This is a genomic window from Nocardia sp. NPDC050412, from assembly GCF_044458825.1.
GTDB lineage: Bacteria > Actinomycetota > Actinomycetes > Mycobacteriales > Mycobacteriaceae > Nocardia.
This window is the reverse complement of the sequence record NZ_JBITIJ010000003.1, coordinates 388032-414946: the sequence shown is the minus strand read 5'-3', so window position 1 is coordinate 414946 and position 26915 is coordinate 388032. Positions and strand designations below refer to the sequence as shown.

Annotated in this window: 24 protein-coding genes; 9 read left to right on the top strand and 15 right to left on the bottom strand. The window is 65.9% G+C overall.

Annotated elements, in window-relative coordinates:
• Positions 1-69: 69 nt before the first annotated feature.
• Both ACIBI6_RS09805 and ACIBI6_RS09800 read right to left on the bottom strand, forming a co-directional pair.
• Positions 70-1026: a YegS/Rv2252/BmrU family lipid kinase gene (locus ACIBI6_RS09805; RefSeq protein ID WP_364339016.1), complete on the bottom strand. Its 957-nt coding sequence runs from the start codon at positions 1024-1026 to the stop codon at positions 70-72.
• Entirely contained in the window at positions 1023-2600 is a 1578-nt protein-coding gene (locus ACIBI6_RS09800; protein ID WP_364339758.1) for an FAD-binding oxidoreductase, read from the bottom strand. Before ACIBI6_RS09800 ends, ACIBI6_RS09805 begins: the two co-directional genes overlap by 4 nt.
• Before the next feature lie 185 nt (positions 2601-2785).
• Here ACIBI6_RS09800 and ACIBI6_RS09795 point away from each other — a divergent pair, with 185 nt between their 5' ends.
• Positions 2786-3394, top strand: coding sequence for a TetR/AcrR family transcriptional regulator (locus ACIBI6_RS09795; protein WP_396955763.1), 609 nt, complete (start codon positions 2786-2788; stop codon positions 3392-3394).
• 54 nt (positions 3395-3448) lie between these two features.
• On the top strand, positions 3449-5002 hold the full coding sequence (locus tag ACIBI6_RS09790; RefSeq protein WP_364339012.1) for a glycerol-3-phosphate dehydrogenase/oxidase: 1554 nt from the start codon (positions 3449-3451) through the stop codon (positions 5000-5002).
• Position 5003: 1 nt separating this feature from the next.
• Here ACIBI6_RS09790 and ACIBI6_RS09785 read toward each other — a convergent pair whose 3' ends face one another.
• Entirely contained in the window at positions 5004-5531 is a 528-nt protein-coding gene (locus tag ACIBI6_RS09785; protein ID WP_364339010.1) for a GNAT family N-acetyltransferase, read from the bottom strand.
• Between the two features lie 20 nt (positions 5532-5551).
• Positions 5552-6223: a TetR/AcrR family transcriptional regulator C-terminal domain-containing protein gene (locus ACIBI6_RS09780; protein ID WP_364339008.1), complete on the bottom strand. Its 672-nt coding sequence runs from the start codon at positions 6221-6223 to the stop codon at positions 5552-5554.
• Positions 6224-6354: 131 nt separating this feature from the next.
• Here ACIBI6_RS09780 and ACIBI6_RS09775 point away from each other — a divergent pair, with 131 nt between their 5' ends.
• From ACIBI6_RS09775 to ACIBI6_RS09765, 3 genes are all read left to right on the top strand, one after another.
• Positions 6355-7779: an MFS transporter gene (locus ACIBI6_RS09775; protein ID WP_364339006.1), complete on the top strand. Its 1425-nt coding sequence runs from the start codon at positions 6355-6357 to the stop codon at positions 7777-7779.
• Positions 7780-7804: 25 nt separating this feature from the next.
• The gene (locus tag ACIBI6_RS09770) at positions 7805-8635 is read left to right on the top strand and encodes an NAD(P)H-binding protein (protein WP_364339003.1); all 831 of its coding nucleotides are present in this window, start codon (positions 7805-7807) and stop codon (positions 8633-8635) included.
• A gap of 272 nt (positions 8636-8907) precedes the next feature.
• Positions 8908-10524: an FHA domain-containing protein gene (locus tag ACIBI6_RS09765; RefSeq protein ID WP_364339001.1), complete on the top strand. Its 1617-nt coding sequence runs from the start codon at positions 8908-8910 to the stop codon at positions 10522-10524.
• A 53-nt stretch (positions 10525-10577) separates the two neighbouring features.
• Here the strand turns inward: ACIBI6_RS09765 and ACIBI6_RS09760 are convergent, their stop codons facing one another.
• The 3 genes from ACIBI6_RS09760 to ACIBI6_RS09750 are packed head-to-tail and all read right to left on the bottom strand — an operon-like array spanning position 10578 to position 14649.
• A complete protein-coding gene (locus tag ACIBI6_RS09760; RefSeq protein WP_396955762.1) occupies positions 10578-12974 on the bottom strand; it encodes a protein kinase in 2397 nt (798 codons plus the stop codon).
• Positions 12971-13807, bottom strand: coding sequence for a hypothetical protein (locus tag ACIBI6_RS09755; protein ID WP_364338996.1), 837 nt, complete (start codon positions 13805-13807; stop codon positions 12971-12973). The genes ACIBI6_RS09760 and ACIBI6_RS09755 overlap by 4 nt, the downstream gene beginning before the upstream one ends.
• Complete coding sequence (locus ACIBI6_RS09750; RefSeq protein WP_364338994.1) at positions 13804-14649, bottom strand: hypothetical protein; 846 nt, start codon at positions 14647-14649, stop codon at positions 13804-13806. The genes ACIBI6_RS09755 and ACIBI6_RS09750 overlap by 4 nt, the downstream gene beginning before the upstream one ends.
• Before the next feature lie 465 nt (positions 14650-15114).
• Here ACIBI6_RS09750 and ACIBI6_RS09745 point away from each other — a divergent pair, with 465 nt between their 5' ends.
• The 3 genes from ACIBI6_RS09745 to ACIBI6_RS09735 all read left to right on the top strand — a co-directional run bounded on the left by ACIBI6_RS09745 (position 15115) and on the right by ACIBI6_RS09735 (position 18877).
• Positions 15115-17445 carry an FdhF/YdeP family oxidoreductase gene (locus ACIBI6_RS09745; RefSeq protein WP_396955761.1) on the top strand — a complete coding sequence of 777 codons (2331 nt, stop codon included), beginning with the start codon at positions 15115-15117 and terminating at the stop codon, positions 17443-17445.
• The gene (gene fdhD / locus ACIBI6_RS09740; RefSeq protein ID WP_396955760.1) at positions 17442-18275 is read left to right on the top strand and encodes a formate dehydrogenase accessory sulfurtransferase FdhD; all 834 of its coding nucleotides are present in this window, start codon (positions 17442-17444) and stop codon (positions 18273-18275) included. Before ACIBI6_RS09745 ends, fdhD begins: the two co-directional genes overlap by 4 nt.
• Before the next feature lie 68 nt (positions 18276-18343).
• Entirely contained in the window at positions 18344-18877 is a 534-nt protein-coding gene (locus ACIBI6_RS09735; protein ID WP_396955759.1) for a hypothetical protein, read from the top strand.
• A gap of 63 nt (positions 18878-18940) precedes the next feature.
• Here ACIBI6_RS09735 and ACIBI6_RS09730 read toward each other — a convergent pair whose 3' ends face one another.
• Positions 18941-19351: an NUDIX domain-containing protein gene (locus ACIBI6_RS09730; RefSeq protein ID WP_364338986.1), complete on the bottom strand. Its 411-nt coding sequence runs from the start codon at positions 19349-19351 to the stop codon at positions 18941-18943.
• A 52-nt stretch (positions 19352-19403) separates the two neighbouring features.
• The gene (gene mihF / locus ACIBI6_RS09725; RefSeq protein ID WP_040687687.1) at positions 19404-19718 is read right to left on the bottom strand and encodes an integration host factor, actinobacterial type; all 315 of its coding nucleotides are present in this window, start codon (positions 19716-19718) and stop codon (positions 19404-19406) included.
• Positions 19719-20346: 628 nt separating this feature from the next.
• On the opposite strand from mihF, the gene ACIBI6_RS09720 reads away from it, so the two are divergent.
• Positions 20347-20724, top strand: a complete 378-nt coding sequence (locus ACIBI6_RS09720; protein WP_364338985.1) for a nuclear transport factor 2 family protein — start codon at positions 20347-20349, stop codon at positions 20722-20724.
• Positions 20725-20796: 72 nt separating this feature from the next.
• On the opposite strand, the gene ACIBI6_RS09715 is transcribed toward ACIBI6_RS09720, so the two are convergent.
• The 6 genes from ACIBI6_RS09715 to ACIBI6_RS09690 form a co-directional block, all read right to left on the bottom strand.
• Positions 20797-21135 (bottom strand): STAS domain-containing protein, encoded by a 339-nt coding sequence (locus tag ACIBI6_RS09715; protein WP_396955758.1) that lies wholly within the window; start codon positions 21133-21135, stop codon positions 20797-20799.
• A 292-nt stretch (positions 21136-21427) separates the two neighbouring features.
• Positions 21428-22708: an ATP-dependent Clp protease ATP-binding subunit ClpX gene (gene clpX / locus ACIBI6_RS09710; protein ID WP_364338981.1), complete on the bottom strand. Its 1281-nt coding sequence runs from the start codon at positions 22706-22708 to the stop codon at positions 21428-21430.
• Positions 22709-23166: 458 nt separating this feature from the next.
• The gene (locus ACIBI6_RS09705; protein ID WP_364338979.1) at positions 23167-23835 is read right to left on the bottom strand and encodes an ATP-dependent Clp protease proteolytic subunit; all 669 of its coding nucleotides are present in this window, start codon (positions 23833-23835) and stop codon (positions 23167-23169) included.
• 45 nt (positions 23836-23880) lie between these two features.
• A complete protein-coding gene (locus ACIBI6_RS09700) occupies positions 23881-24465 on the bottom strand; it encodes an ATP-dependent Clp protease proteolytic subunit (protein WP_364338977.1) in 585 nt (194 codons plus the stop codon).
• A 277-nt stretch (positions 24466-24742) separates the two neighbouring features.
• A complete protein-coding gene (tig, locus tag ACIBI6_RS09695) occupies positions 24743-26116 on the bottom strand; it encodes a trigger factor (RefSeq protein WP_364338975.1) in 1374 nt (457 codons plus the stop codon).
• A 156-nt stretch (positions 26117-26272) separates the two neighbouring features.
• On the bottom strand, positions 26273-26860 hold the full coding sequence (locus ACIBI6_RS09690; RefSeq protein ID WP_364338973.1) for an FKBP-type peptidyl-prolyl cis-trans isomerase: 588 nt from the start codon (positions 26858-26860) through the stop codon (positions 26273-26275).
• Positions 26861-26915: the final 55 nt, after the last annotated feature.

The following is a 26915-nucleotide window of genomic DNA, read 5'->3' as shown; positions in this document are numbered from 1 at the left end:
AGTCGACCGCTGTCCTCGGCCGAACCACCATCGACCGCCTACGCCCGGTCGGTTTCGCGGCTTGCCGAATCAGGGGACGAGCACGGTAAGCGCGCCGGGCACCGCGCGGAGGGTTACGGGAAGAGTGCCCGCAGGTTCGCCGTCGGCGGTAGCGGGAGCGCCGGGAGCGGTGAGAGTCACCTGGGCGACGCGATACTGCTTCGACTTCGGATGATCGATTCGCTTACCGGCCGACAGGGCTGGCAGCATGCGGAGCATATCCAGGCGGGAAACCGCGCCTACGACAGTCAGATCCAGTAGCCCGTCGTCCATTACCGCATCCGGGCAGACCCGCATGCCTCCGCCGTAGGTGCGGGTATTGCCGATGGCCACCATGACGGCATCGGTCTCGATGACGGTGTCGGTATCGGGATTGTCGAGTGCGCCGGGCACGACACCGGACAGCTCGATTCGGTACGGCACGGTGAAGCGCCCGGAGATCTCGGCCAGTGCGGCGAAGGTGTAGCGGAGTGGACCCTTGGGCCAGCGCATATCGTTGGCGCGCAGGGTGACTCGCGCATCGAACCCGGTGCCGGTAACGGTGGCGAACCACTTGGGAGTGAATCCGGGCGAGGGCGATTCGATGCGACCGAGGTCGATGGTGCGGGTGCGGCCGCCGAGGATCAGGTCTGCTGCTGCGACGGGATCGTCAGTGGGCACACTGATCTCGCGCGCGAGATCATTGCCGGTGCCCGCGGGTATCAGGCCCAGCGCTACGCCGGTCTGCGCAATGGCTTCCAGCACGACATTCATCAATCCGTCGCCACCGATGCAGACCACCGCATCCGGCGTGGCGCTGCCGGTAATCGAATCCCGCACCTGGCGTATGGATTCGGCGGCCGATGCCGCGCGGACCTCGGTGACCTCGACCCCCCGGGCGGCGAAACGCGCCAGCGCGGCCGTGGCCACCTCGTGTCCTCTGCCGACACCGGACTGCGGGTTGGTCACAACGGTGATCGCACGCATCGGACGCGAAGCCTGTGTCACGGGACCAGCTTTCCCGGGTTGAGGATGCCCGCGGGGTCCAATTCCCGCTTCACCGCGCGCAGTACGCGCACGCCGAGATCGCCGATCTCCTCCGGAATCCAGGGGCGGTGGTCGGTGCCGACCGCGTGATGGTGGGTGATGGTGCCGCCCACGGCCACGATCGCGTCACCGACCGCACGTTTCGCGATATGCCACTGGGCGATCGGATCGTCCAACTGCTTGGCGATGACGGTGAAGTACAGCGACGCTCCGGTCGGATAGGTGTGCGAGATGTGGCACATGACCAGCGGCGGGGTGCCCTGTCCAGCAAGTGAATCCGTTAGTGCCGCAGTCACCTTCGCCTTGAGCTGGGCCAGATTCGACCAGGTGGTCGCGGTTTCGAGGGTTTCGCACAGCACACCGTGATCGAGCAGTGCATCGCGCATATAGGGTGCGGCGAAACGTCCGTGCTCCCATTCCTGAGCCGGGGTCTGTCCCAGCGAAGTCCCGCCCCCCGCCGCGAGCAATGCGCCCGCCTCGGCGCCGCGGGCCGCGACATGCGCCTGGGTGCCTTCGAAGGTGGTGACGGCCAGACAACCGGCCACCGCCTCGCCGCCGATATCGGCGGAGCGCGCCAGGTTCACTCCGGTCTCGACCTCATCGGACAACCGCAGCACCGTGGGCGCGGCACCCGCCTGCACCACTGAACGCAGTGCGGCGGCGCCAGTTTCGAAATCCGGAAACGACCAGGCCTGGTAGCCGATGGTTTCCGGGGCCGGATGCACCCGCAGCGTCACCTCGGTGATCACACCCAGCGCACCCTCCGACCCGACGAACAATTCACGCAGGTCCGGGCCTGCGGCGGAGGCGGGTGCGCGGCCGAGTTCGATGGTTCCGCTGGGTGTTGCGACCTTGAGATGCTGGACCATGTCGTCGAAGCGGCCGTAGCCCGCCGATGCCTGACCGGAGGACCGGGTTGCGGCGAATCCACCGATACTGGCGAATTCGAAGCTCTGCGGGAAGTGACCGAGCGAAAGTCCATGTGCGGCGAGGAGTTCCTCAGCCTTGGGTCCGGTGAGTCCCGCGCCGAGCGTGGCGGTGCCACTGACCGGGTCGATCTCCGAAATACCGTCCAGGCGGCGCAGATCCAGCGCGATGACGGTGTCGAAGCGACCGCGGACCGGATCGACGCCGCCCACCACGCTGGTGCCGCCGCCGAAGGGTACGACCGCGATGGCATTGTCGGCACAGTAACCGAGCACCGCGAGTACCTGCTCGTGATCGGCGGGGAAGACGACAGCATCGGGTGCGTCCTGCGGACCATCGGCGCGACGACGCAACAGGTCCGGGGTGCTCTTACCGCCCGCGTGCAGCAGCCGATCGTGGTGGTCGACCGAAATGCTGCCCACGCCGACCACCGCGACCAACCCGTCCCGTTGAGTCGGCGTCAGCGTCGACTCGCGTAGCGGCACATCGCCCTCATCGCGGCGCGCCACCGGGTCACCGGACACTCCGAATACCTGCGTCAACAGGTCCCGAATCGAAGCCGAGAGCGGCTTGTGTCCGGCGGGGATGCCCCAGGCGTCCCAAACCATACCCGCCGCATACGTGGGCTCGCCCAGGTTTGCGGCAGCCGCACCGGTCTCGGACTGTCCGATTTCGTCGGTGTGCTGTTGCGTCTCGACCATGCGTTACAGTTTGACATAGACTGTCAAGCAGTAATGATCAGGCATCCGTTTTCCGGCACTTCGGTGCCGCCGACACCCGGTGGTGATACCCGATGACCTCCGCAGCGTCCACCCCCGATGACGCGCTCTCGGCCACCGATCTCGCGATCCTCGACGCGGCCAGGGCCTGCGTCGAGGAGTTCGGGGTGCGCCGCACCACACTTACCGAAGTCGCCCGCCGCGCCGGTGTCAGTAGGCCCACCGTCTACCGCCGCTGGCCGGATACCGGATCGCTGGTGGCCGAACTGCTGGTGCGCGAATTGCACGCGATCGTCGCCGACACCATGCCTGCCGCGGGAGATGCGCGCACGCGGCTGGTCGCGGGGGTGGTCGCGGGTGCGGCGACGATTCGCTCGAATCCGTTGTTCGGCAAGATCTTCCGCACCGATACCGATCTGATGCTGACATATGTCTTCGGCCGCCTCGGGCGCAACCAGCGCGCTCTGATCGACCTGTTCAGTACGAGCATTCGAGAAGGCCACCGGGACGGCACGATTCGCGCGGGCGACCCGGAACAGATGGCGACCATGCTGCTGCTCATCGCGCAGTCGGCGGTGCAGTCGGCCGGTACGGTCGCGCCGTTGCTGGTCGGTGCGGCGCTGGACACCGAGTTGGCCCGTGCGATCGACGGTTATCTGACCCCCGTCGAGAAGGCGCAATGACAAAGGCCCGAATACCTCAGCACCGGCGATTGCCCGCCGTCGAAAAGGATTGTAATGACTACGAATTCGGCTGATCCCCACGGCAATTCCGCGCTGAATGCCGCACGCCGCAACCGTGAACTGACGCTGCTCGGCGACGGCGGCGAAATCGACGTGTTGGTGATCGGCGGCGGCGTGACCGGAGCCGGTGCGGCGCTCGATGCCGCTGCGCGCGGGCTGCGAACCGTGCTGGTGGAGCGCCACGATCTGGCATTCGGCACTAGCCGCTGGAGTTCGAAGCTGGTGCATGGCGGGCTCCGATATCTGGCCAGCGGGCAGGTCGCCATTGCACACGAAAGCGCGGTCGAGCGCGGGATTCTGATCACCACCACCGCACCGCATCTCGTTCGCCCCCTGCCGCAGCTGGTACCGCTGCTCCCGGAAATCGGTATCGCACAACGCACTTTGATCCGCGCCGGCTTTGTCGCCGGTGACGTACTGCGCCGCAGTGCCGGCACTTCGCCTGCGACACTGCCACGTTCGCGTCGGGTATCCACCGCCGAGGCGCTGCGGTTGGCACCGATCGTGCGTCGCGACGGGTTGCGCGGCGGCCTGCAAGCCTGGGATGGACAGCTGGTGGACGATGCGCGGCTGGTAGTCGCGCTGGCTCGCACGGCCGCCGCACAAGGCGCGATGATCCTCACCCGCCTGGAAGCCCTCGACGTGACCGGCGATTCGGCCACCCTGCGCGACACCCTGACCGGCGAAGCCATGACCGTACGGTCCCGCACGGTCATCAATGCCACCGGCGTCTGGGCCGATCAGGTCGACCCGAGTATCGAACTGCGTCCGAGCCGCGGCACCCATCTCGTTTTCGATGCCGAATCATTCGGCGGACTGACCGCTTCGCTTACCGTCCCCGTCCCCGGCAGTACCAGCCGTTTCGTCTTCGCCTTGCCCGCCGCGCACGGCCGGGTCTATCTCGGTCTCACCGATGAGGATGCCCCCGGCCCGGTTCCCGACGAGCCGAAGCCCACCGACGCCGAAATCGATTTCCTGCTCGACACCATCAACACCGCACTCCGAGAGCCATTGACCCGCAATGATGTTCGCGGCACATACGCCGGACTGCGCCCGCTGCTGCGGACGGCCGACAACAGCACCGCCGATATCTCCCGTCAGCACGCGGTCCTGCACTCCCCCACCGGCGTCATCACGATTGTCGGTGGCAAACTCACCACCTACCGCCGGATGGCCGAGGACGCTCTCGATGCGGCGATCGCGCACGGCAACCTCACCGCCGGTCCGTGCCGAACCAAGCGACTTCCGTTGGTCGGCGCGGTCTCCGGTGCGGCCCGCGATCGCATCAACGCCCCGACCGTGCTGGTCGAGCGCTACGGTAGCGAGTCCGCGTCCGTACTCCAACTTGCCGATCGGAATCCCGCCTTGGCCGAACAGGTCGCGCCCGGAATCGACGTCACCGCAGCCGAATTCGCCTTCGCGATCACCCACGAAGGCGCCCTCGACACCGATGACCTGCTGGACCGCCGCACCCGGATCGGTCTCGTCCCCGAGGACCGCGCGGCGGCCCTGCCCGCAGCGGAGGCCGCCTTCGCGCGGCAGTATTAGCTCAGTCCATTTGCCAGGTGTCGAGTTCGGCGCGCATGGCGGCGCGCGGCCAGAGGTCGAGGCCGTGCGCGGCCTCGGCGGCCCGGATTTCGCGTAATTCCGCGGTCTCCTCGGCGGCGGTCAGAAAGCGGAAGCCGAGGCGTTCGTAGTACGGGCCGTTCCAGGCCACATCAATGAAGGTTGTCAACGTGATCGCCTGCATCCCTTGGGCTTTCGCCCAGCGCACGGCATGGTCGATGAGCCGTTTGCCGATCCGCTTGCCCGCGTGATCCGGATCCACCGAAACCTGGTCGATATGGGCGTTACCGTCGACGATCCCGAGGATCAGATAGCCGATCGGGCGGCCAGCGGCATCGGGAAAGATCCAGGCGCGGCCCGCGTGCTGGAATTCCCGCAGCGTATCCAGTGACGGCGGATCGTCATCGGCAACGGCCATCATGCCGATGTCGGCGAATGGTTTGCCCGCCACGCGCTCGATATCTTGCAGTATCGGCAGGTCGTCCTCGACCGCCGGTCGAATCATCCGCATAGACGATTCTCCCACGGCATTCATTCGACCGGAGTCGCCAGGATGCCGTTGACCAGCGCACGCAGCGCCCAGCGCGACCGATCGTCGCCGCCGCCCGCCAGCATCTGTTCGCGCATGGCCACCAGTGTCGGATAGCGGTCGGCAGGTAGTTGGGCGAAATGACGGGCGACCTCGGCGACATAGTCCTGCTCGTTGGTGTCCTTGGTGTTGTACGTGCTCTGCTCCACGGCCTGCGCTGATATGTGCAGGTAGATCAGGTCGACGGCCCAGGAATTGGTCTGCGGGTCCACGCCGCCCTCGGCGAGCAGGGCGAGTAGCCGCTCCACGATCAGCAGCGCGTTCGGGCTCGTCGGGATCGAGCCGAGCGCGACCAGTGCGAGTCCCTCGTGTTTCGACATCGCGTCGACGGTCGTTTCGACCAGCGTCGTCAGGCGGTCGCGCCAAGTGTCGCCCGTGGGCTCGGGCACCGTACCGAGCACCTGGTCGAGCATGGCGGCCATCAGGTCGTCACGGTTGGCGACGTAGACATAGAGCGAGGCCGCGCCGGTATCGAGGTCCTGGGCGACGCGGCGCATGGTGAGGGCGGCCAAGCCGTCGCGGTCGAGAATGCGCAGACCGGTATCGATGATGACGTCACGACTGAGGGGTGCCTTCGCGGGACGGGCCCGGCGGCTGACGGGTGCGGCGCTCATATTTCGGAGCATACGCCTCGACGAACAGCGTTTGACACGAACGACGTTCGCCGCATAGGGTTTCCATCACATCGAACACTGTTCGTGACGATCATTGTTCGCTGCCGACACATCTTCCTCGAGAGCTGGACATGACCACCCCAACACAGCAAGCGGCGCCACCAGATACCAAGGTCAGCCCCCGAATGTGGGCGATATTGGCCGTCATTCTGGCGGCTGACATCCTCGACCTACTCGACTCGACTATCACCAATATCGCCGCGCCGACCATCGCGCGGGATCTGCACGGCGGACCAGCGCTGATCCAGTGGCTCGGTGCCGGATACGCCCTCTCCCTCGGCGTTCTGCTCGTCGTCGGCGGCAGACTCGGCGACCGCTTCGGCAAACGCAGGTTGTTCCTGATCGGCTTGGCCGGGTTCACCCTCGCCTCGATCGCCTGCGGCCTCGCCGTCGATCCGACCACGCTGATCTCCGCGCGACTCGTACAGGGCGCCTTCGGCGCGATGCTGATCCCGCAGGGTTTCGGCATCCTGACCAGCGTCTTTCCCCGTGAACAGCGCGGCAGGGCATTCAGCGTTTTCGGTCCGGCCCTCGGCCTGTCCGGAGTATGCGGACCGATCCTGGCCGGATTTCTCGTCGATGCCGATCTATTCGGCCTCGGCTGGCGTGCCATGTTCCTGATCAATATCGGGCTCGGCGGGCTTGCATTCGCCGCCGCCTATCGCCTACTGCCAACCGAACAGGGCGATCGCACCGTCACCATCGATGCACTCGGCGCTGTTCTGCTCGCCGCAGCGATGCTCGGCACACTATTCGGTCTGATCGACGGCTCGGCCCACAGCTGGACCGCTTCATCGTTCGCGTCGATAGCGGCGGGAGTCGCGGCCTTCGCGCTGTTCGCCCGTCGGCAGGTCACCGCGGTCGCTGCGCTGATCGAGCCGACGTTACTGCGGAACCGGGGCTTCACCTCGGGTCTGATCCTCGGACTCGCCTTCTTCGCCGCGGTCTCCGGGCTGTTGTATGTGCTGTCGCTGTTCATGCAGAACGGCCTCGGTTATCGCCCGACCGAAGCCGCGCTCGGCCTGGCGCCGCTGGCCGTCGGCATAATCATCGCGTCGATTGCCGCGCACCGACTATTGGCTGAACTCGGTCGCAATCTCATCCTGATCGGCCTATTGATCACCCTTTTCGGCACCGGCCTGCTACTGATTCTCGCACTCACCACCGCAATCACTAATGCCCCCTGGGCTCTCGCCGTGGCGATCCTCGTGCTCGGCCTCGGTATGGGCACTTGCTTCGGCAGCATCTTCGTTGTCACCATCGGCGATATCGACCCGTCCGAGACCGGCAGCGGTAGCGGATCGCTCTCCGCCGTACAGCAACTCGCCAATGCGATCGGCGCCGCCGCCATCACCACGGTGTACTTCCACACGGTCGGCTCCGGTGCGGCGCACGCACTCACGGCCAGCCTCGTATTCGTCACGGCCATCACGCTGATCAGCCTCGGTCTGGTGCGGCTGCTGCCGCGACATGCCCAGGCCGAGCCACAGCACTGAATCACTCTCGACTCGAGGACTTCTCATGATTCTCATTACCGGAGGCCGCGGCGCGGTCGCCACCAAGCTCCTGTCCCTGCTGCGCGCCGACGGCCACCCTGTCCGCGTCGGTTCCGGCCGGCCCGAGCAGCTTCCCGCGGGAGTACCCGCCATCACCTGCGACCTGCGCAACCCGGCCACCTTCGCCGCCGCACTCGACGGCGTCACCTCGGTATTCCTGTATGCCGAACCCGAATGCATCACCGAATTCGTCTCCGCCGCAACCGAAGCCGGAGTCGATCACATCGTGCTGCTGTCCTCGTCCGCGGTGCTCGATCCGGCTGCGACCACCAATCCGGTCGCGAAGTCCCACCTCGACGCCGAACTCGGACTGGCCGACGCACCGATGACCGTCTCCGTGTTGCGTCCCGGCGCCTTCGCCGGCAATGCCCGCGGCTGGTCGTTCGCGATCAAGGCCGAACGCCCCGTCAGCCTCCCCTACCCCAATGCCTACACCGATCCGATCCACGAACTCGACGTCGCCGAGTGCGCACATGCGCTGCTCACGAAACCCGACCACCGTGGCGGTATCTATACCCTCACCGGTCCGCAGACCTTGACGTTCACCGCGCAGATCGACCTGATCGCCGAGGTCACCGGCCGCACCGCAACCATCGCCCACGTCACCCCCGACGCGTGGAAGCAAGAGATGGCCGAATTCATCCCTGGCCGCTACGCCGACGGCCTGCTCGACTATTGGCGACGCTGCGACGGCGTCCCCACTCCGATCACCGACGCCGTCTCCATCCTGACCGACCACCCCGCCCGGCCATTCACCACCTGGCTCGAAGACCACGCATCCGAGTTCACCGGCTGACACCTGTCCGGGCTCATCGCGCACCGACCCGGCAGTATGAATCCCGCCGTACCGCCGGTCGTTCGCGCAGTGTCCGCGCGCAGCGGTTTGCCGCTCGCAGAAGACCGCATCTGCGGGATGGAGTCTTTGATATTCAGTGGTGTACGACACCTCGTCGATCAAGGCCGGTAAGAATCACAGCGTGTGCGCGCTTGCGGTTCTTCGGCGGCCGGTTTCGGGTGCTGGGCACGTTCTATGCTGGACGCCGGTAGTGGGCCGGGAAGGAGGCGCGAGTGCGGAATGACGCGTCGACGGTGGGGATTGCGCCGGGTGATGGTCTGATCGCACGCTTCGGCGCGGTTGTCGTCTATCTCGCGGACGAGACCCCTTCGACCGACCGGATACTCGGTGCGATCGAGGCCGTCGCGGATGCGCGCCATCCCGGGGCCGCGATCGCGCAGCGGCTGGCCGCAGTGGTTTTCGGCGGCAATTCCGAGGCGCCACCGTTCGGAGTTATCGCACCGACTGCTGATGGCACCGTCATTCTGCTGCGCGGACAGGTCAGCGCGGAGATCCAAGGCGCGGAAGGATCCCGCCGACTCTCCGGAGCCCGCGCGTTCACCTGGGTAGACGAAATCGTGCGAGAACCGGTGCGCCGGATCGCGGTCGGCGCGGACATCGCCTTCCCGATCCACGAACTCCCACGCACCGACCTGCGCGCCGGCATCGTCGCCGGCAGCGGCTTCGTCCTGCGCATAGCCACCCGCCGCACCGGAAAATCGGCGAACACCCGAGCCCGCACCACCGCTAACCCCTCCCCCGCCGAACCCCCGCCCACCGCTCCGGCCGGATTCGAAGCCCTGCGCGTCCCGACCGCAAAATCCGCGACCGAATCGACACCAGCCGCAGGCTCCGCCCAAAGCGCAGGCGTCACACGCGAGGCTGGATCTGCCCGTCCGACAGGGGAGTCCAGCCGAGACCCCGCTGCGCGGTCGACCGCCCCCAACGAGCAGGGGCGCTCCGCAGGATCCGCCACCGAGTACGACGGGCCAACCGAGAGGGCGGGAACCACCGGATCGGTGGACTCTGGCCAATCCGCACAGCGATCCACTACCAAGTCCACCGCACACGACAAGCCAACCGAAAAGGCAGGACCCACCGGATCGGTGGACTCTGTCCGGTCCGCGAGGGGATCGGCGGCGCAGAGCGTGGGATTCGGCGCGTCGGCCGATAAGGTCGGGCCCGCGAGATCGACGTCCGCTGCTCGACTCGGCGCAGCATCATCGGAGGCGCGGCCGAGTGGTTCGGCACCGTCGCGTGCATCCGGGCAGGCAGATGCGCCGGAGGAAATCGGCACCCAAGCCATGCCCGCCCGGGAACGAGAGGACGCCGCTGGAACGCGGGCGGGTTCGGCAGCGCGGCCGGAACCGATTGCATTGCACAAGATTCCGGCGTTGCAAGGGGTACGACCGCGGCCGCTACGACCAGTAGGCGAGGCGAATAATCAGGAGAACTCCGGGGCGCGACCGCCCGTAGGCGCGCTGGTTCTGGCGGATGGCTCCGCGTTTCCGCTGGACCGACCGTATGTCGTCGGCCGCAGCCCAATGATCGACGAGACAGTGCGTGCCGCCACTGCCACACCCCTCGCGGTCCCGCGCGATCGCCACGTCTCGCGGGTGCACGCCTACGTCTCGGTCGACCGCGGGAAGGTCTACGTCCGTGACGCCGCAACCCCCGCAGGCACATTCATCGCCGCCCCTGGCGCCGACGAATGGACCCGTATCGGCACAACGCCCACCGAACTGCACCCGGGATGGAGCCTCCGCATCGGCCAACGCATCCTCACCTACCGCACCGAGGCCCACCCGAAGCACCCAACCGAGGCAACCAGCAAACGGCGCCGTTCCTGAGCAGCTCACACCGCCACCGAAAAGCCTCCGGCCTCCGTTCCAGGGCTACTGCTTCAACGTTTATCGCGCCGTGCGCGGCGGAGCAAGCTGTGGCGCTTGCCGATTCGGCGTGCGGCCGATGCGGCGGCGAGGCCAGCTCCGGCGGCGAGTACGGCGGTGATGGCAAGGGTGCTGATGGTGGGCGGAGTGTCGTGGAGAATCCAGGCGCCACCGGCCACGGCGACCGCGAGGATGGCTGAACTCGCGGACAGGCCGATGATGTTGGCCAGTCCACCGTGGGCACGGCGTAAGGTGCGGGTGTTGGACTCGAGGTAGGCAACGGCGAACAGGGCGAGGACCACGATCGCGGCCGCTGCGGCGGTGCGTGTCGGGCGCTGGGTGCTGCGGAATTCGATTCGCTGCGTGGCGATTTCCGTTCCGCTGCGCAGCAGGGTCAGCTCGCCGTCGAATTTCCCGGCCAGCACATGTGCGTTGACCGGATCGGGCAGGGTGGCCGCGCCGCCGGGCCGCAGCGGCACCGGATCCCCACCCAACCGCACACCGAATACCTCCACCGTGAGCGCAGCCGAGTCGACGTCGATTCCGTTGACCTGCAATGGAATCGGCTCCGACAGATCGACCTCGATCGGATTCGGACCCGTCGCATCGACACCGGCAACGGTGACAGTCCCGGGTACCAGATCCCCTCCGGCGGTCGGCGCGCCCACCCCGATCACCGCAACCGCACAAGCAGCCACCGCAAGCAACGCGCCAACCCCGAACATCGGCCACGGCGAAGCAAAGCTGACAACATCGCGGATCGGCACCAGATCTCGGCGATCGACATCAGCCAACCGAACTCCATTGTCCTGCGCCCTATGCACCGGACGCACGCGAACCATCGGCGGCCGGAAGGGCTCCGCCCTGAAAGGCCCAGGCCACGACCTTCCGGACGACGACACCTGTCGTGCCGACCCGCCATACCCCGAGGAACCCTGCCCGGCTCCATAAAAAGGCGGTCCTGCTGGCGCATCTCCCGAGGTAGGCGACCCCGGCACGGGCCGCGGCCTTGACGTCGCATCTCCCGACGCATCCGTGCCCGGCGCGGACCTCCTCGCCCCTGACAGCTCCGGCGCTGGCGGCTGCGCCCCGGGCGACCCGGATGCGCGCGGCTCCGACGTGGACCACTCCGGCGCTGGCGCCCCTGGAGCCCCTGGCGCGCCGCGTGCCGCCGCGCCGAACTGCTCGGAACCACCCGTGATATCACCACGCGCTGGTGGCACCGGCGATAACGGCGCACTCGGAGCCGGATCCGAACCCACTATGTCCGGCATCGACGAGATTTCGGTCGGAGCCGACGAAGGGAACGCTACCGCAGCGGGGCCGGGTCGTGGCGGTGAGGCACCGGTCGGAGGCTGGGTGGGGACAGCTGTTACCGGCGCGCGAGATTCGAAGCCCGCGGCAAGCACGCCTGTCCGGTGCCTGACAGCGGACTGCTCGAGCCCACTCTTCGCTCTCGGCGTCTGAACACCGGATCGCCCGGCGGCGCGACTGCTCCCGGTCGCGGCGGCGACAATAGTGTCCGCGCCGATGACCGGAATACCCACGGGCGTAAGCCAATCGCCACCCCAGCACGAGGCGGCGAGTTCGGCGAGAGCAATCCCGAAGAGTTCGGCGGTATCGAAACGATCGGCGGGATCGGTCGCCAGACCGCGCATCACCACGTCGGCGATCGGCTCCGGCACGCCCGGCGCGACCTCGACGAGCGGTATCGGAGTACCGAAGGCGTGTGCGAAAAGCGTTGCCAAATGGTCCTCATTCGGCGGAAACGGCAGTACCCCGGACAACAGCTGATACAGCATGGTCGCCAGCGCGTAGACATCGGTGGCGGGCGAAAGCGGCTGTCCGCGTGCTTGTTCCGGCGCTATATAGGACGGAGTCCCGACGATCTCACCGGTCCTGGTAACCAATGTCTCATCGCCACCGACGATCTTGGCGATCCCGAAATCGGTCAGCTTTATCGCACCGCCGGTACCGAACATGAGGTTCGACGGCTTGACGTCGCGGTGCAGAATCTTGTGCCGGTGTGCCGCTTCCAGCCCCGCGGCACAGGCCAGCCCGACCGCGACCGCGGTAGCCGCGTCGTATCCCTCGGTCGCGAACCGACTCCCAACGGTCCCACCGGGCAGATACTCCATAACCAACAGACACAGCTCATCGGCCTCGATGTAGTCGAAAACCCGCACCACGTGTGGATGATCGATTGCCGCAAGCAACCGCGCCTCGGCGACGAACCGACGCCGCACCTGCTCGTCATGCGCGAACTGCGGTGGAATCTGTTTGATGGCAACCGGCCGCCCCAACTGACGGTGCGTACCCGCGAGCACCACACCGCATCCGCCCCTGCCGACCTGCGCACCGATGTCATACGCGGGCAGCACGGCCCGCATTCGGCCGGTTTCAGATGTCAAGATGTCGCCCCATCCGGGAAGCGCACGGTTTCCACATCGGCGACTTCGTCGACCTCCTCGGTCGGCGGCAGATCCCCGACTTCCGGTGTCGGCGAACAGTATCCGAGTAGGAAGCCGACCGACGCCGCCACACCGGCAACCGTGAGCCACAGCCCGGTATCCGGAACCCACCACCGCAGTGCCGACGCGGTGAACCCGAATATCAAGCCGATGCCGATACCCGGCGCCAGTAACCGCAAGCCGCGCTGCCACCGGTTAGTGGACAGCCGGTGCCGGGCAATGGCCAACGTCGCGTCGGCAATGGCGAGCATGGTCAGCACCGCCAGCGCAATCCCGAACAGTCCGTATACCGAATACAACGAGCCGCGCACATCGGTGTCCATCGGTATCGAGGCGACCTGCGCGCCATCCTCGCCGATCACCGCCAAATCCGCGACGATCAGTCCGGTCGCCTGACCTTCGAGTCCGGTCAGATCGAGCCGATACTTCAGTGCCTCGGATTTTCCTGGTGCGATGGTCAATTCGACGGCGGTCGAGTACGAGAAGAAGGTCAGTCCGAGCACATGCCCGGCCAGGTCGACCTGCCGAATATGCAACGCCCCATCGCTGTTGTTGGTCAACGCGATAGCCACCCGAATGATGCTGTTCGGTTGCAGCCGTAGCGGTTCGGTGGCGGAGGTTTCGGCGATATCGCGATCGTCGATGGTCGCCGACATATCGACACCCTGCGGTTCGGCCGCTGCCGGTGCCACCGACAGCCCGACGAGCACAAGCGCGAACACACTGGGCAGCAGGATAATTCGCGTCGCCGCCGAGACACGGACTCGCATCATGGTTCCCTCCGCGCGGGTAGGTGCGAGACGAGCCGATGCCCGTAGAACCAGGCACCGATCAACAAGAAGAACAGAATCAGCGTCAATGTCGAAGTGGCGGAACTGATCCGGCTGACCAGCACAACATCCAACGGCGCGGTCAGCGTGCGCCCGCAGCGCGCCGTCACCTCATATCGCCCGACTTCGATCGACGTCAACGCCAGCGGTGCCCGAAAACCACCATCGGCCCCGGCGACGGCATTACCCACCGGCGTCTGCCCGACCAGCAAGCTGACCTGTGACTGCGGATCACACCCCGATCCGGCCGCGGTGACATCGCCACCGAGTCCGATCGCTGTGGGCGTGAGCTCGAGCGCGGCGGGTTGCGGCGCAATCGAGGGCGCCGGTGCCGTAGCGGCGGGCGTCGGCGGATCCGCAGGCCGAACGGTCGGCACAACCACCGTGGGCTGCCTCTTCGACGGATTTTCCGGTGGCCGTGGATCCGCCGGTATCTGCTGCTGCGGCGGCACCGTGGACGAATTCGCAGGTGGGTCCGCCGGGATCGGCGGCTGTGGATTCGGCGGCAAGGTGATGGTGATCGGCGGCAGCACAATATCGGGCAGCCGCGGTTGTTCGGGAGTGGAAGTCGGTCCGGAGCACCCATCCGACGTCCGTCCGGCGCACGGATCAGTCGGCACCGGACTGGTCGTCGTCTGCGTCCCGGTGCCGTCGTGCGTCCCGGTACCGTCACGCGTCCCACCACCGTCCGAATTGTCATTCGGCACCGCCGTGCTGGTCTGTGCCCCGGCCCCATCCCGCGTCCCCGGCCCGTGGTGTCCGGGCGCGGGTGCCGGCGAAACCACCGACGAAGTCGGCTCTTCCGACGCCGGAACCCCGAAAGCCGCTACCCTGCCGAACCCGACCGGCGCCGCCGCGACCAATAGCGCGGCGGAACAGAGAATCCCCCACCGCACACGCCGAGACGTCGCGTGTCGACGCTCCCCGCCGGCACGCGTCGGAATAGCCGCCAGCGTCCCCATCGCACATGCCTCAGATCAGCGATTTGATCAGTAGTTATGGTAAGCCGACAGCCGCCGACGCGGAGCCTTCTGGCTGAGCTCGAACCCAGCTAAAACCGCCGGCTACCAGGTAGCGTCACCGCTGTACCCGGCAATGCGCAAACCCTGCCGAACCGGCCACGAGTGCATACGATCCGAACCGGATGGCACCCCTCGGGCAGGGACCCCACCACCGCGACGGGAGCGTCCGGAATCAGGACAAACGGGTAGGTCCGCGACAAACTTCGCGGGGAGAGGACAATATCGGGCATGCACCGCAATGGGCCGACACAGGACATCGACGAGTCCGAATTGACCGTCACCCAGCCGAAGGAGCAGGCCGCGGGTGTGACGGCCGTTGCCGTTGCGCTCAAACGCGGGGTCGAGGAGATGGGTGTGCTGCGCACCGCGCGCACGCTGGCCCGCCTCAACCAGGTGCACGGCTTCGACTGCCCGGGCTGTGCCTGGCCGGAGCCGACGGGGCATCGCCGACCGGCCGAATTCTGTGAGAACGGCGCCAAGGCCGTCGCCGAGGAGGCGACGCTGCGCACCGTGACCCCCGAATTCTTCGCGCAGCATTCGATCGAGGAACTGGCGAGCAAATCCGGTTATTGGCTCGGCCAGCAGGGTCGGCTGACCCATCCGATGGTGCTGCGCCCAGGCGCGACCCATTACTTGCCCATCGAGTGGGACGAGGCCTACCAGCTCATCGTCGAGCACCTGCGCGCGCTGGAATCCCCCGACGAAGCGGTGTTCTACACATCCGGCCGCACCGCCAACGAGACCGCATTCCTCTACCAGCTGCTGGTCCGCAGCTTCGGCACGAACAATCTGCCGGACTGTTCGAATATGTGCCACGAATCCTCCGGCGCCGCACTGACCAGTTCCATCGGCATCGGCAAAGGTTCGGTCTCGATCGACGACTTCGGCAAGGCCGATCTGATCATTGTCGCGGGCCAGAATCCGGGCACCAATCATCCGCGCATGCTCAGCGCGCTGGCGGGCGCGAAGGCTAACGGCGCCAAGGTCATCGCGGTCAACCCGCTGCCGGAGACCGGACTGCTCGGCTTCCGCGACCCACAGACGCTCACGGGTTTCACCAGCGGTGTCGCCATTGCCGACGACTTCCTGCAGATCCGGCTCGGCGGCGATATGGCGCTGTTCCAGGGGTTGGGCAAACTGCTTTTCGAGGCCGAGGACCGCGCACCGGGCACGGTGGTCGACCGCGAGTTCGTCGATGCGCACTGCGCTGGCTTCGCGGAGTACGAAAAGAATGTGCGCGCGGTCGATCTCGGCACGGTGCGCGCGGCAACCGGACTCACCGACGACGATTTGTACCGCACCGCAACACTTTTGGCCGAATCCAAGAACATCATCATCTGCTGGGCAATGGGCCTGACCCAGCAGAAGCACGGCGTCGCCACCATCGAGGAAGCGACCAATCTGCTATTGCTGCGCGGCATGATCGGCAAGCCCGGCGCGGGCGTGTGCCCGGTGCGCGGCCACTCCAACGTGCAGGGCGACCGCACCATGGGCATCTGGGAGAAGATGCCCGATACCTTCCTCGACGCACTCGACCGCGAACTCGGCATCGCCAGCCCGCGCAAACACGGCTACGACACCGTTGATGCGATCCGCGCCATGCGCGCGGGCGCGGCGCGGGTGTTCTTCGGCATGGGCGGCAATTTCGTCTCCGCCACCCCTGATACCGGGGTGACCGAGGCCGCGCTGCGCAGTTGCGCGCTGACCGTGCAGGTCTCCACCAAGCTCAACCGCAGCCACGTCGTGCACGGCACGACCGCGCTCATCCTGCCCACCCTCGGCCGCACCGATCTCGACCTACAGAATGGTGCGAAACAGCAAGTTTCGGTGGAGGATTCGATGTCGATGGTGCATCTATCAACCGGTCGGCTGAAGCCGGTGAGCGAGCATTTGCGCAGTGAAGTCGCCATCGTCTGCGAACTCGCGCAGACGCTGCTCGGCGCGGATCATCCGGTGCCGTGGGCGCAGTATCAACTCGACTACGACAAGATCCGCGATGCGATCGCCCGTGTGGTGCCCGGCTGCGACGACTACAACAAGCGGGTGCGTGATCGCAACGGCTTCGTACTGCCGCATCCACCGCGCGACTCCCGCGAATTCCGCACTGCCACCGGCAAAGCCAATTTCGCGGTGAACGAATTGACCTGGACACCAGTCCCCGCGGGACGGTTGATCCTGCAGACCCTGCGCAGCCACGACCAATACAACACCACCATCTACGGCCTGGACGACCGCTATCGCGGGGTGCATGGCGGCCGCAAAGTTGTCCTGATGAATATCGACGACATCACCGAATTCGGTTTCGTAGACGGCGATCTGGTGGATCTGGTCTCCGAATGGACCGACGGCACCGAACGCAAGGTGACCGGTTTCCGCATCGTCGAATACTCGACCCCGCGCGGCAATGCCGCCGCCTACTATCCGGAGACCAATCCCCTCGTTCCGCTCGATCACGTTGCGGCACGGTCGAATACACCAGTTTCCAAGGCTGTGACCATCCGGTTGGAGCCGCACGTTCATGTGGGGCAGGACCCGAGCGCCAGCGAGGCGCGGTCGTGAGCAGAGTGACCGCGCGCCGCAAGACACGCCGCATCTCACCGAACGGCGTGATCGAACGCCCGGATTCCGTTGCGGTAGAAGAACCATTGGAGCTGCGCCTGGACGGACAATCACTCACCGTCACCATGCGCACCCCGGGCAGCGATATCGAACTGGTGCACGGCTTCCTCTTGGGCGAGGGCATCATTCAAGCCGCCGAGGATGTGGTGAGCGCCCGCTATTGCGCGGGCGCCGACGAGAACGGCCAGAACACCTACAACGTGCTGGATGTCCAACTGCGCACCCCTATCCCGGTGCACGGCCGCAACTTCCTCACCACCGGCGCATGCGGACTCTGCGGTAAGACTGCGCTCGACGAGGTCCGCACCCGCACCAGATTCCCGCTGCCGACAACCTCGATCACGGTCGACACCGAGACCCTCGCCGCCATGCCGGACCAATTGCGCACCCGTCAAACGGTTTTCGACGCCACCGGCGGTCTGCACGCTGCGGGACTGTTCACCCCCGACGGCACCGCACTCGCTGTGCGCGAGGACATCGGACGACACAACGCTGTCGACAAGGTGCTCGGCTGGGCGGTACTCGAAAACCGTATCCCCGCAAACGATCTCGTGCTCATTGTCAGCGGCCGGGCCTCCTTCGAGCTGGTTCAGAAGGCCGTGATGGCGGGCATCCCGATGCTCGGCGCCGTCTCGGCCCCCAGCTCGTTGGCCATCGATCTGGCCGCCGAATCCGGCCTCACCCTGGTCGGCTTCCTGCGCGGGGACACCATGAACATCTATTCCCGCTCCGACCGGCTGACCGTCAGCGACGAGGTCGCCGCCTATTGATCGTGACCCGAGGTCCGACTTACGGTTGCAGCACCAGATCCCTGGTTCGGCGATGAACGGAGAGACCGATGCGGATCACGGTAGATGGCAAATCCGGCGGGCTACGTGTGCGGATGCGGTTCCAACAGCAGCGCAATCGCTGGCTCGCCGTGCGAATCATATTGGGGGTGTTGGCATTTCAGGGCGCGGTCGTCGGACTGTGGGCGGTCTTCGCGCCGCACTCCTGGTACACCAGCTTCCCGGGTTTCGGTATGCAGTGGATCGGCGCGGACGGCCCGTACAACCACCATCTCGCCTCCGATGTCGGCTCGTTCTTCCTGGCGCTGACCGCGGTGACACTGGCCGCGCTATTCCTCGGCGGCAGCGCACTTGCCCAGGTCGCGGGCCTCGGCTGGCTGGTCTTCGGCGTGCCACACCTGATCTATCACGCCTTTCACAAACCCGCCGACATGGGTGGGGGCAGTTTCACCCTCAGCGTCATCGGTGCGGCATTGATCGTCGCCCTCGGCTTGGCCCTGATCCTGGTCACCCCGCGTGGGCCGCAGTTGCGCGATCCCGCCCCGATCAACTTCCAACGCCCCCGCCGCCGTACGAACCGCTAGACCGCCGAAACAGTAACGCCCCACAGCGCATGCTGTGGGGCGTTCTCCGTGCGAAGTGAGCGTTCAGGCCGCGTGCCACCCACCAACCTCGGTCAAATGGTTGAGGGCCTGCACAACGGCCGGCGCGCACAGGTGTCCGTCGTCCGGCCCGAGCCACGCCATCTCGGCGATCTCCGCCGCCGGAGCCGGCGCGCCGTGACCGGGTGCGCGGAAGCAGTGCATCTCGACCAGCGTTCCGGGACGCCCGTGGGCTGGGGCCGTAATGGTCACCACGGGCGTTATCCGGTGCGCCTCCAATTCGACGCCGACTTCCTCGCGAACCTCCCGAACGAGCGCTCCCGCCAGGGTTTCTCCGGGTTCGGGCTTGCCGCCCGGCAGATAGAAGGCGTCGCGTCCCTCGGTCCGGACCGCGAGCAAGCGGCCGTTCTCGACGCACAGCCACGCCACCGACGTGAGCGTTCGTTTCCTGAGCATGGTCCTGCTGACCCTTTCGAGCGACCTGCAAGCAATCGCTACGGACGACGTGTCAGTCCTTCAGCGCTTCGAGCAACGCCGCACGCTGGCGCGCGCCAAGTCCACCGATGCGGCGGTCCTCGGGAATTTCCGCCTGGTCCATCAGCTTGGCCGCCTTGACCGGTCCGACACCGGGCAGCGCCTTGATCACGGCAGCGACCTTGGTCTTCTTGACCAGGTCGTCGCTGTCCGCCTTCTTCAACAGGTCGGCCACCGAAACCTTGCCGGCCTTCACCTTGCCGATCAGTTCGGAGCGCGCCTTGCGGACCGCAGCCGCCTTGGCCAACGCCTCAGTGCGCTGTTCCGCGGTCATGGTAGGCAGTGCCATGTCTCCTCCGCTTTCACTCGTCACTCGAACATCTGGTTGACCGGACCGAGTAAACAGCACGACGAGCACCACACAAGCTCGACACACCGGGTTCCGACAGCGAGAAATGGCGACAAGTTTTCTGAACCACCCGGGCCCCACCAGGCTCCAGACCCACCCGGACCAGGCGAAAAGGACAAAATGAATCCGGTCATGAACCCCGCGGCGGCATTCAGCGAGGCCGCCGTCGGCCCCTGAGGCTTCACCAACAGTGATCGGACCGGACCGAGCGCACCGCCTTCGGGCACAGAAAAAGGCGGCGGCGCGGTAACACATGGAGGGTGAATAGCGACACCAAAAGCAGACGCACAAGTGCGGGACAGAAGGTTCAACGGCGAACCAGGGAGTCAATGGGGACTCCGAGTCCGGGCGCGATCGGCAACCTCAGTGATGCGGAATCCGACCGTCACCGTATCCCACATCACTAGCGCGCCAACAAGATATCCGAGGGGTATCGATCGACGAGTACTGGCGCGGGGGGCCATCTGCGCCAGTACGTCTGCCCCGCCCAACGGGATTCCATGCCACGCGATCACCGGACACTGCTACGCTCCGAATTAGAACACGTTTCAATTCGTGAGAGGTTTCCATGGCAGCCAAGATCCGCGATGTGATCGAACAGTACGTCAAGCTGGTCGGTTCCGGCCCGACCGAGGCGATCGTCGACCTCTACGCACCCGATGCGGTGGTGGAAGATCCGATCGGCACCGAACCCAAGCGCGGCCACGACGCCATTCGCGAGTTCTACGAGGTGCTCGGAAACCTCGATCGGGAAACGCAGCTGCACGCGGATTCGGTTCGAATCGCGGGCAACCACGCCGCCTTCATGTTCACTCTCGTCACCAAGTTCGGCGATCAGCGCTTCACACTCTCGCCCATCGATGCGATGGACTTCGACGACGAGGGCAAAATCGTCGCCATGCGCGCCTACTGGAGCCAGGACGATATGCGCAACGAAGCGTCCTGAAGCCACCGCACGGGTCCATACAGACCGCGGGTGCGGCAGCCGAATTCGACTGCCGCACCCGCGTTTTCGGTATCAGGCGCTCGCGCGAGCCAACTCCAGCGGTTTCGGCCGCGCAACCGCGGCCAGGCTCGGGATGACATCGAAGACCGCGGCATGCCCCGCGACCTCGAGTAGCCGATCCACGCAGCGCGGACCCGTGATCAACTGGAGTTGCCGGCCGCTGTGGCCGAGCCAGGATCGGGCCTCCATCAACGCCCGCAGCCCGGCAACGCCGAAGAACGTCACCTGCGATAGATCGATAACGACCACCGCGCCCGCCGTAGGTAACGCTTCCAGCAGGGACTGCCGAAAGGTCTCGGCCGTCAGGTAATCCATTTCGCCGCCGACGGCACACAAGGTGACCGAATCCACCGGCGGTGACACGACTACGCACAGACGGTCGGCAGACCGCTGGGGTCCGGATCCGTCTGCGGCAGCGATACTTTGATCTGAAGAAACTAGAACTGTCGACATGAGGACCTCGGTCCGTCGAATCCGCCGGGCAGACACCTTGCGGCGGGAAACTTTTCGCCCCGATCATCCAGGACCAGGACTGGGCTGGTTACTCAACCGTGCCCTACGGATACCCAAACCGCCGGCCCGATACACATCGAGTGGGCCGGAAATTTCTCCGGCCCACTCGCGAGGTATGCGTACTGCGGTGCTACGCCGACTTCTCCCGGCGCTCGGCGCGCTGTGCCTTGCGCGGCACGATGGTCGGCAGCACATTGTCGTTGACGGTGTCGGCGTTCACGACCACCTTGGCGACGTCGTCACGGCTGGGGATGTCGAACATCGCCAGCTGCAGGACCTCCTCCATGATGGCGCGCAGACCGCGGGCGCCGGTGCCGCGCAGGATCGCCTGATCGGCGATCGCCTCCAGCGCGTCATCGGTGAATTCCAGGTCGACGCCGTCCATCTCGAACAGCCGTACGTACTGCTTCACCAATGCGTTCTTCGGCTCGGAGAGAATCTTGACCAACGAATCCTTGTCCAGATTCGTCACCGAGGCGACGACCGGGAGGCGGCCGATGAATTCGGGGATCAGACCGAATTTGATCAGATCCTCCGGCATTACCTCAGCGAAGTGGTCATCGGTATCGATATCGGCCTTGGAGCGCACCTCTGCGCCGAAGCCGATGCCGCGGTGGCCGGTGCGATCGGAGATGATCTTCTCCAGCCCCGCGAACGCACCCGCAACGATGAAAAGCACGTTGGTGGTGTCGATTTGGATGAATTCCTGGTGCGGATGCTTGCGCCCGCCCTGCGGCGGCACACTCGCCTGCGTACCCTCCAGGATCTTCAACAGCGCCTGCTGCACACCCTCACCGGAGACATCGCGGGTGATCGACGGGTTCTCGCTCTTGCGGGCGATCTTGTCGACCTCATCGATGTAGATGATCCCGGTCTCGGCGCGCTTGACGTCGTAGTCCGCGGCCTGGATCAGCTTCAGCAGGATGTTCTCGACATCCTCACCGACATATCCGGCCTCGGTCAGCGCCGTCGCGTCGGCGATGGCGAACGGGACGTTGAGCATCTTGGCCAGCGTCTGCGCCAGGTAGGTCTTGCCGCAGCCGGTGGGGCCGAGCATGAGGATATTGGACTTGGCCAGTTCGACGGTCTCGCCGCGGCTGTCGCGACCCTTGTCACCCGCCTGGATGCGCTTGTAGTGGTTGTAGACGGCCACCGCGAGGGTGCGCTTGGCGGTGTCCTGCCCGATCACGTAGTTCTCCAGGAAGTCCCGGATCTCGGCGGGCTTGGGCAGCTCATCGAGTTTGACCTCACTGGACTCGGCCAGCTCTTCCTCGATGATCTCGTTGCATAGATCGATGCACTCGTCGCAGATGTACACCCCTGGTCCCGCAATGAGCTTCTTGACCTGCTTCTGGCTCTTTCCGCAGAACGAGCACTTCAGCAGATCGCCGCCATCTCCGATGCGCGCCATCTCGTGGGTCCCTACTTCCTTGTCCGCCTGCAACCGTCTATCCAGGTTGCCAGCAATCCGCCACCCTCGGGTGTATTCACGAACACCTCGAGCGATTCCGACGGTTCGAGCACTGCCGTCAACCGGGAGCAAAGGTCCCTAGGTCGACCGTACCCGGTGTGTGCGACGGAGGTCGACAACTCGAGCATGTTTCTCACGGGGGTCGTCCGAGTTCTTACCACTATGGAACACGTTCACCCCGATCGACGGCCATCCGACACTCCTGGCCGCCCGCCTCGGAAACCCTTCCGCCCGACACCCTTCCGGCCGGTCGGCTCCCCTGAAGCAGTCCGGCCGGGGCACATGCCGAGCGGCATGCGGCCCGGCCGGATTTTCCTGACATAGAGCAACTTACGAGCGATCAACGCGCCGCGTCCGGCGCGTCCGCCCTACTTCTGTCCGCACTACTTCTGGGCGCACTACTTCTGGGCGCTGAGCTTGCGGTAATCGAAGACCGTGTCGATAATCCCGTATTCCTTGGCCTCCTCGGCCGTCAGGATCTTGTCGCGGTCGGTGTCCTTGCGGATGGTGTCGGCATCCCTACCGGTGTGGCGCGCCAGCGTGGTCTCCATCAGGCGACGCATCCGCTCGATCTCGGCGGCCTGGATCTCCAGGTCCGAAACCTGCCCCTGAATGCCACCCTCCAGCGACGGCTGGTGGATCAGCACGCGGGCATTGGGCAGGCACGCGCGCTTGCCGGGGGTACCGGCGGCGAGCAGCACGGCCGCGGCGGAAGCGGCCTGCCCCAGGCAGACGGTGGCCACATCGGCGCGCACGTACTGCATGGTGTCGTAGATCGCCATCAACGAGGTGAACGAACCACCGGGCGAGTTGATGTACATGGTGATGTCGCGATCGGGATCCAGCGACTCCAGCACCAGCAGCTGCGCCATGACGTCGTTCGCCGAGGCATCGTCGACCTGCACGCCGAGGAAGATGATGCGCTCCTCGAACAGCTTGTTGTACGGGTTGGACTCCTTGACACCGAAGCTCGAGTGCTCGATGAACGAGGGCAGGATATAGCGCGACTGCGGGCTCGCCGGGGCGGTGCCGCCGAGACCGGCGCGCGGGTCGAACAGATTGGCCATCTTCGTCTCCAAAGTCTGGGTGGGTGAGCGGTCTGCGGCGCCGACTTACTTCGCGCCGTTGGCCTGATCCGCGTGGCTGATCACGTGGTCGATGAAGCCGTACTCGAGGGCCTGCTTCGCCGTGAACCAGCGGTCGCGGTCAGCGTCGACGGTCACCTGCTCGATGGATTTACCGGTGTGCATCGCCTGCAGCTCGTTCAGCTCCCGCTTGGTGTGTGCGAACTGTTCGGCCATAATCGCGATATCGGCCGCGGAACCACCGATGCCCGCCGACGGCTGGTGCATCATGATGCGCGCGTGCGGCAGGGCGTAGCGCTTGCCCTTGGTGCCCGCGGTGAGCAGGAACTGGCCCATCGATGCGGCCAGACCCATGCCGTAGGTGGCGATATCGCACTCGGCGAACTGCATCGTGTCGTAGATGGCCATACCCGCGGTGACCGAACCACCGGGCGAGTTGATGTAGAGCGAGATGTCCTTGGTCGGATCCTCCGCCGACAGCAGCAGGATCTGCGCGCACAGCTTGTTGGCGATGTCGTCGTCGACCTGGGTGCCGAGGAAGATGATGCGCTCACGCAGCAGGCGCTCGTATACCGAATCACTGAGGTTGAGACCAGCAGTGGGGGAACTCATGACGACCCCTGCCTTGTTCATTGTCACGGATACCTGCCTTCTCTTCTCACCGGCTCTGATTGCTACACAGCCATCACTGGTTCGCTGTCACAAACATTAACGAAGCCGGGCGGCACCGAACTCCCGGTACCGCCCGTCTTCGCTCACAGCGCAATCTCGCTGACGCTCGATTGCGCTGTGCGCGAGAGCGCGCTGTGCTTCTGGTTCACTCGCTACGCTCCTTCACAGCGCAATCACACAACCACACGGCAGTCGATCGCGCTGTCCTTCCATGGAATTATTCGGCGCTCGCGGCGGCGGTCTCTTCGTTGCCGTCGGACTCGGAACCCTCAGGGGCACCGAACATTTCGGCGGTGTCGACGGCGTTGCCGTCGGAGTCGGTGACCTTCACCTTGCCGACCACACCGGCCAGCGCCTTACCGCGACGCACGTCCGCGAAGACCGCGCCGAGCTGGCCCGCCTGCTGCACCTGCTGGATGAACTGTTCGGGCGAGAGGCCGTAGCGCTGCGCCTGGAACAGGATCCGCTCGGTGAGCTCCTCCTGGCCGACCTGGGTGTTGTCCGCCTCGGCGATGGCATCCAGCAGCAGCTGGGTCTTCACCGACTTCTCGGCGGACTCCTTGGTGTCCTTGTCGAATTCCTCGCGGCTCGAGCCCTGGGCCTCGAGCGCCTCGGCGAGCTTGGCCTCGTCGTGGTCGAAGCCGTGCACGGCATCGTGCACCACGGCGTCGATCTCGGCCTGCACGACCGCCTCCGGCAGCGGCACCTCGACCTGCTCGAGCAGGGTCTCGAGCACCTTGTCGCGGATCTGACCGGCCTGCTCGACCTTCTTGACGCGCTCGACCCGGTTGCGCAGGTCTTCCTTCAGCTCGTCGAGGGTGTCGAATTCGCTGGCCAGCTGGGCGAACTCGTCATCGGCCTCGGGCAGCTCGCGCTCCTTGACCGAGCGCACGGTGACGGTGATGACCGCTTCCTTGCCCGCGTGCTCACCGGCGACCAGGGTCGAGGTGAACTCCTTGGACTCGTCCACCGAAAGGCCGATAAGCGCCTCGTCCAGGCCCTCGATCAGCTGGCCGGAGCCGACCTCGTGGGACAGGCCGGTGGTGGCCGCCTCGGGCACGTCCTCGCCGTCGACGGTGGCCGAGAGATCGATGGAGACGAAGTCGCCTTCCTGGACCGGACGCTCGACACCGGTCAGGGTGCCGAAGCGCTGGCGCAGCGACTGCAGCTGCTCCTCGATGTCCTCGTCGCCGATGGTGAACGAGTCGACGGTCACCTCGATGCCGTCGTAGGCGGGCAGGGCGATCTCCGGGCGCACGTCGACCTCGGCCGTGAAGGCCAGCTCCTGGCCGTCCTCGATCTTGGTGATCTCGATCTCGGGCTGGCCGATGACCTTGACTTCGGAGGTGGTGACGGCCTCGCTGTAGCGGCCGGGCAGCACATCGTTGACGACCTGCTCGAGGATCGCGCCGCGGCCCAGGCGGGCCTCGATGAGCTTGGCCGGGGCCTTACCCGGACGGAAGCCGGGGATGCGCACCTGGTTCGCCAGCGCCTTGTAGGCCTTGTCGAAGTCCGGCTTCAGCTCCTCGAAAGGCACCTCGACGTTGATCCGGACCCGGGTCGGGCTCAGCTGCTCGACGGTGCTCTTCACGGACATGCTCCTTGTTCGTTGGTCCTGGTCGACTTGCTTGTGGCCGACTTGCTTGGGGTTATCACGAGCGAAATCGCCGCACGGCTTAACGTGCGTATCTCGACCAGGTTAGTTGACCCGTCGCGACGGGCTGCAGGCAGCACCGCCGCGGCGAGATTACTTGCCGACGGCGACCGCGTCGGTGACGAAGACCAGCGTTTCGTTGGGCTTGATGCCATTGCCACCCGCGCCGTAACCGAGGTTCGGCGGGATGATCAGCAGCCGCCGCGCACCCGCCTGCACGCCGACCAGGCCCTGCTCCCAACCCGGAATGACCTTTCCGGCACCAAGGGTCAGCTGAAACGGCTTGCCGCGGTCGAACGAGCTGTCCAGCTTCTTCTTATCCGACCAGGTGATCAGCGTGTAGTTCATGGTCAGCGGCTGACCGGCGACCGCGCCGGGCCCGGTGCCGGGGACCAGATCCTTGACGACGAGCTGGGTCGGCGGGGTGCAAGTGTCCGGGATGGTGATCTTCGGCGTGGCGCCGAAACCGCCGACCACCACGATGTCGTCGGCGGTGCATTCGGCGCCGGTGTTCTGCGCGGGCAGCTGACCGAAGGTGGGCTGCGCCGACGCCGCGGCCGATGACGTGGCCGCAGACGTGGTGGTGCTCGAGCCCTTGTCGTCGTCCGAGCCACAGGCGGCCAGCGCGAATGTCGCGGCGGCGATGGTGCCGATACCGATGATCCTGCGCAGTGTTTGCATGCGGCGGACCATAATCCACCGCTGCTCGCCCCACCCAGCCACCCGCCGATAGTGC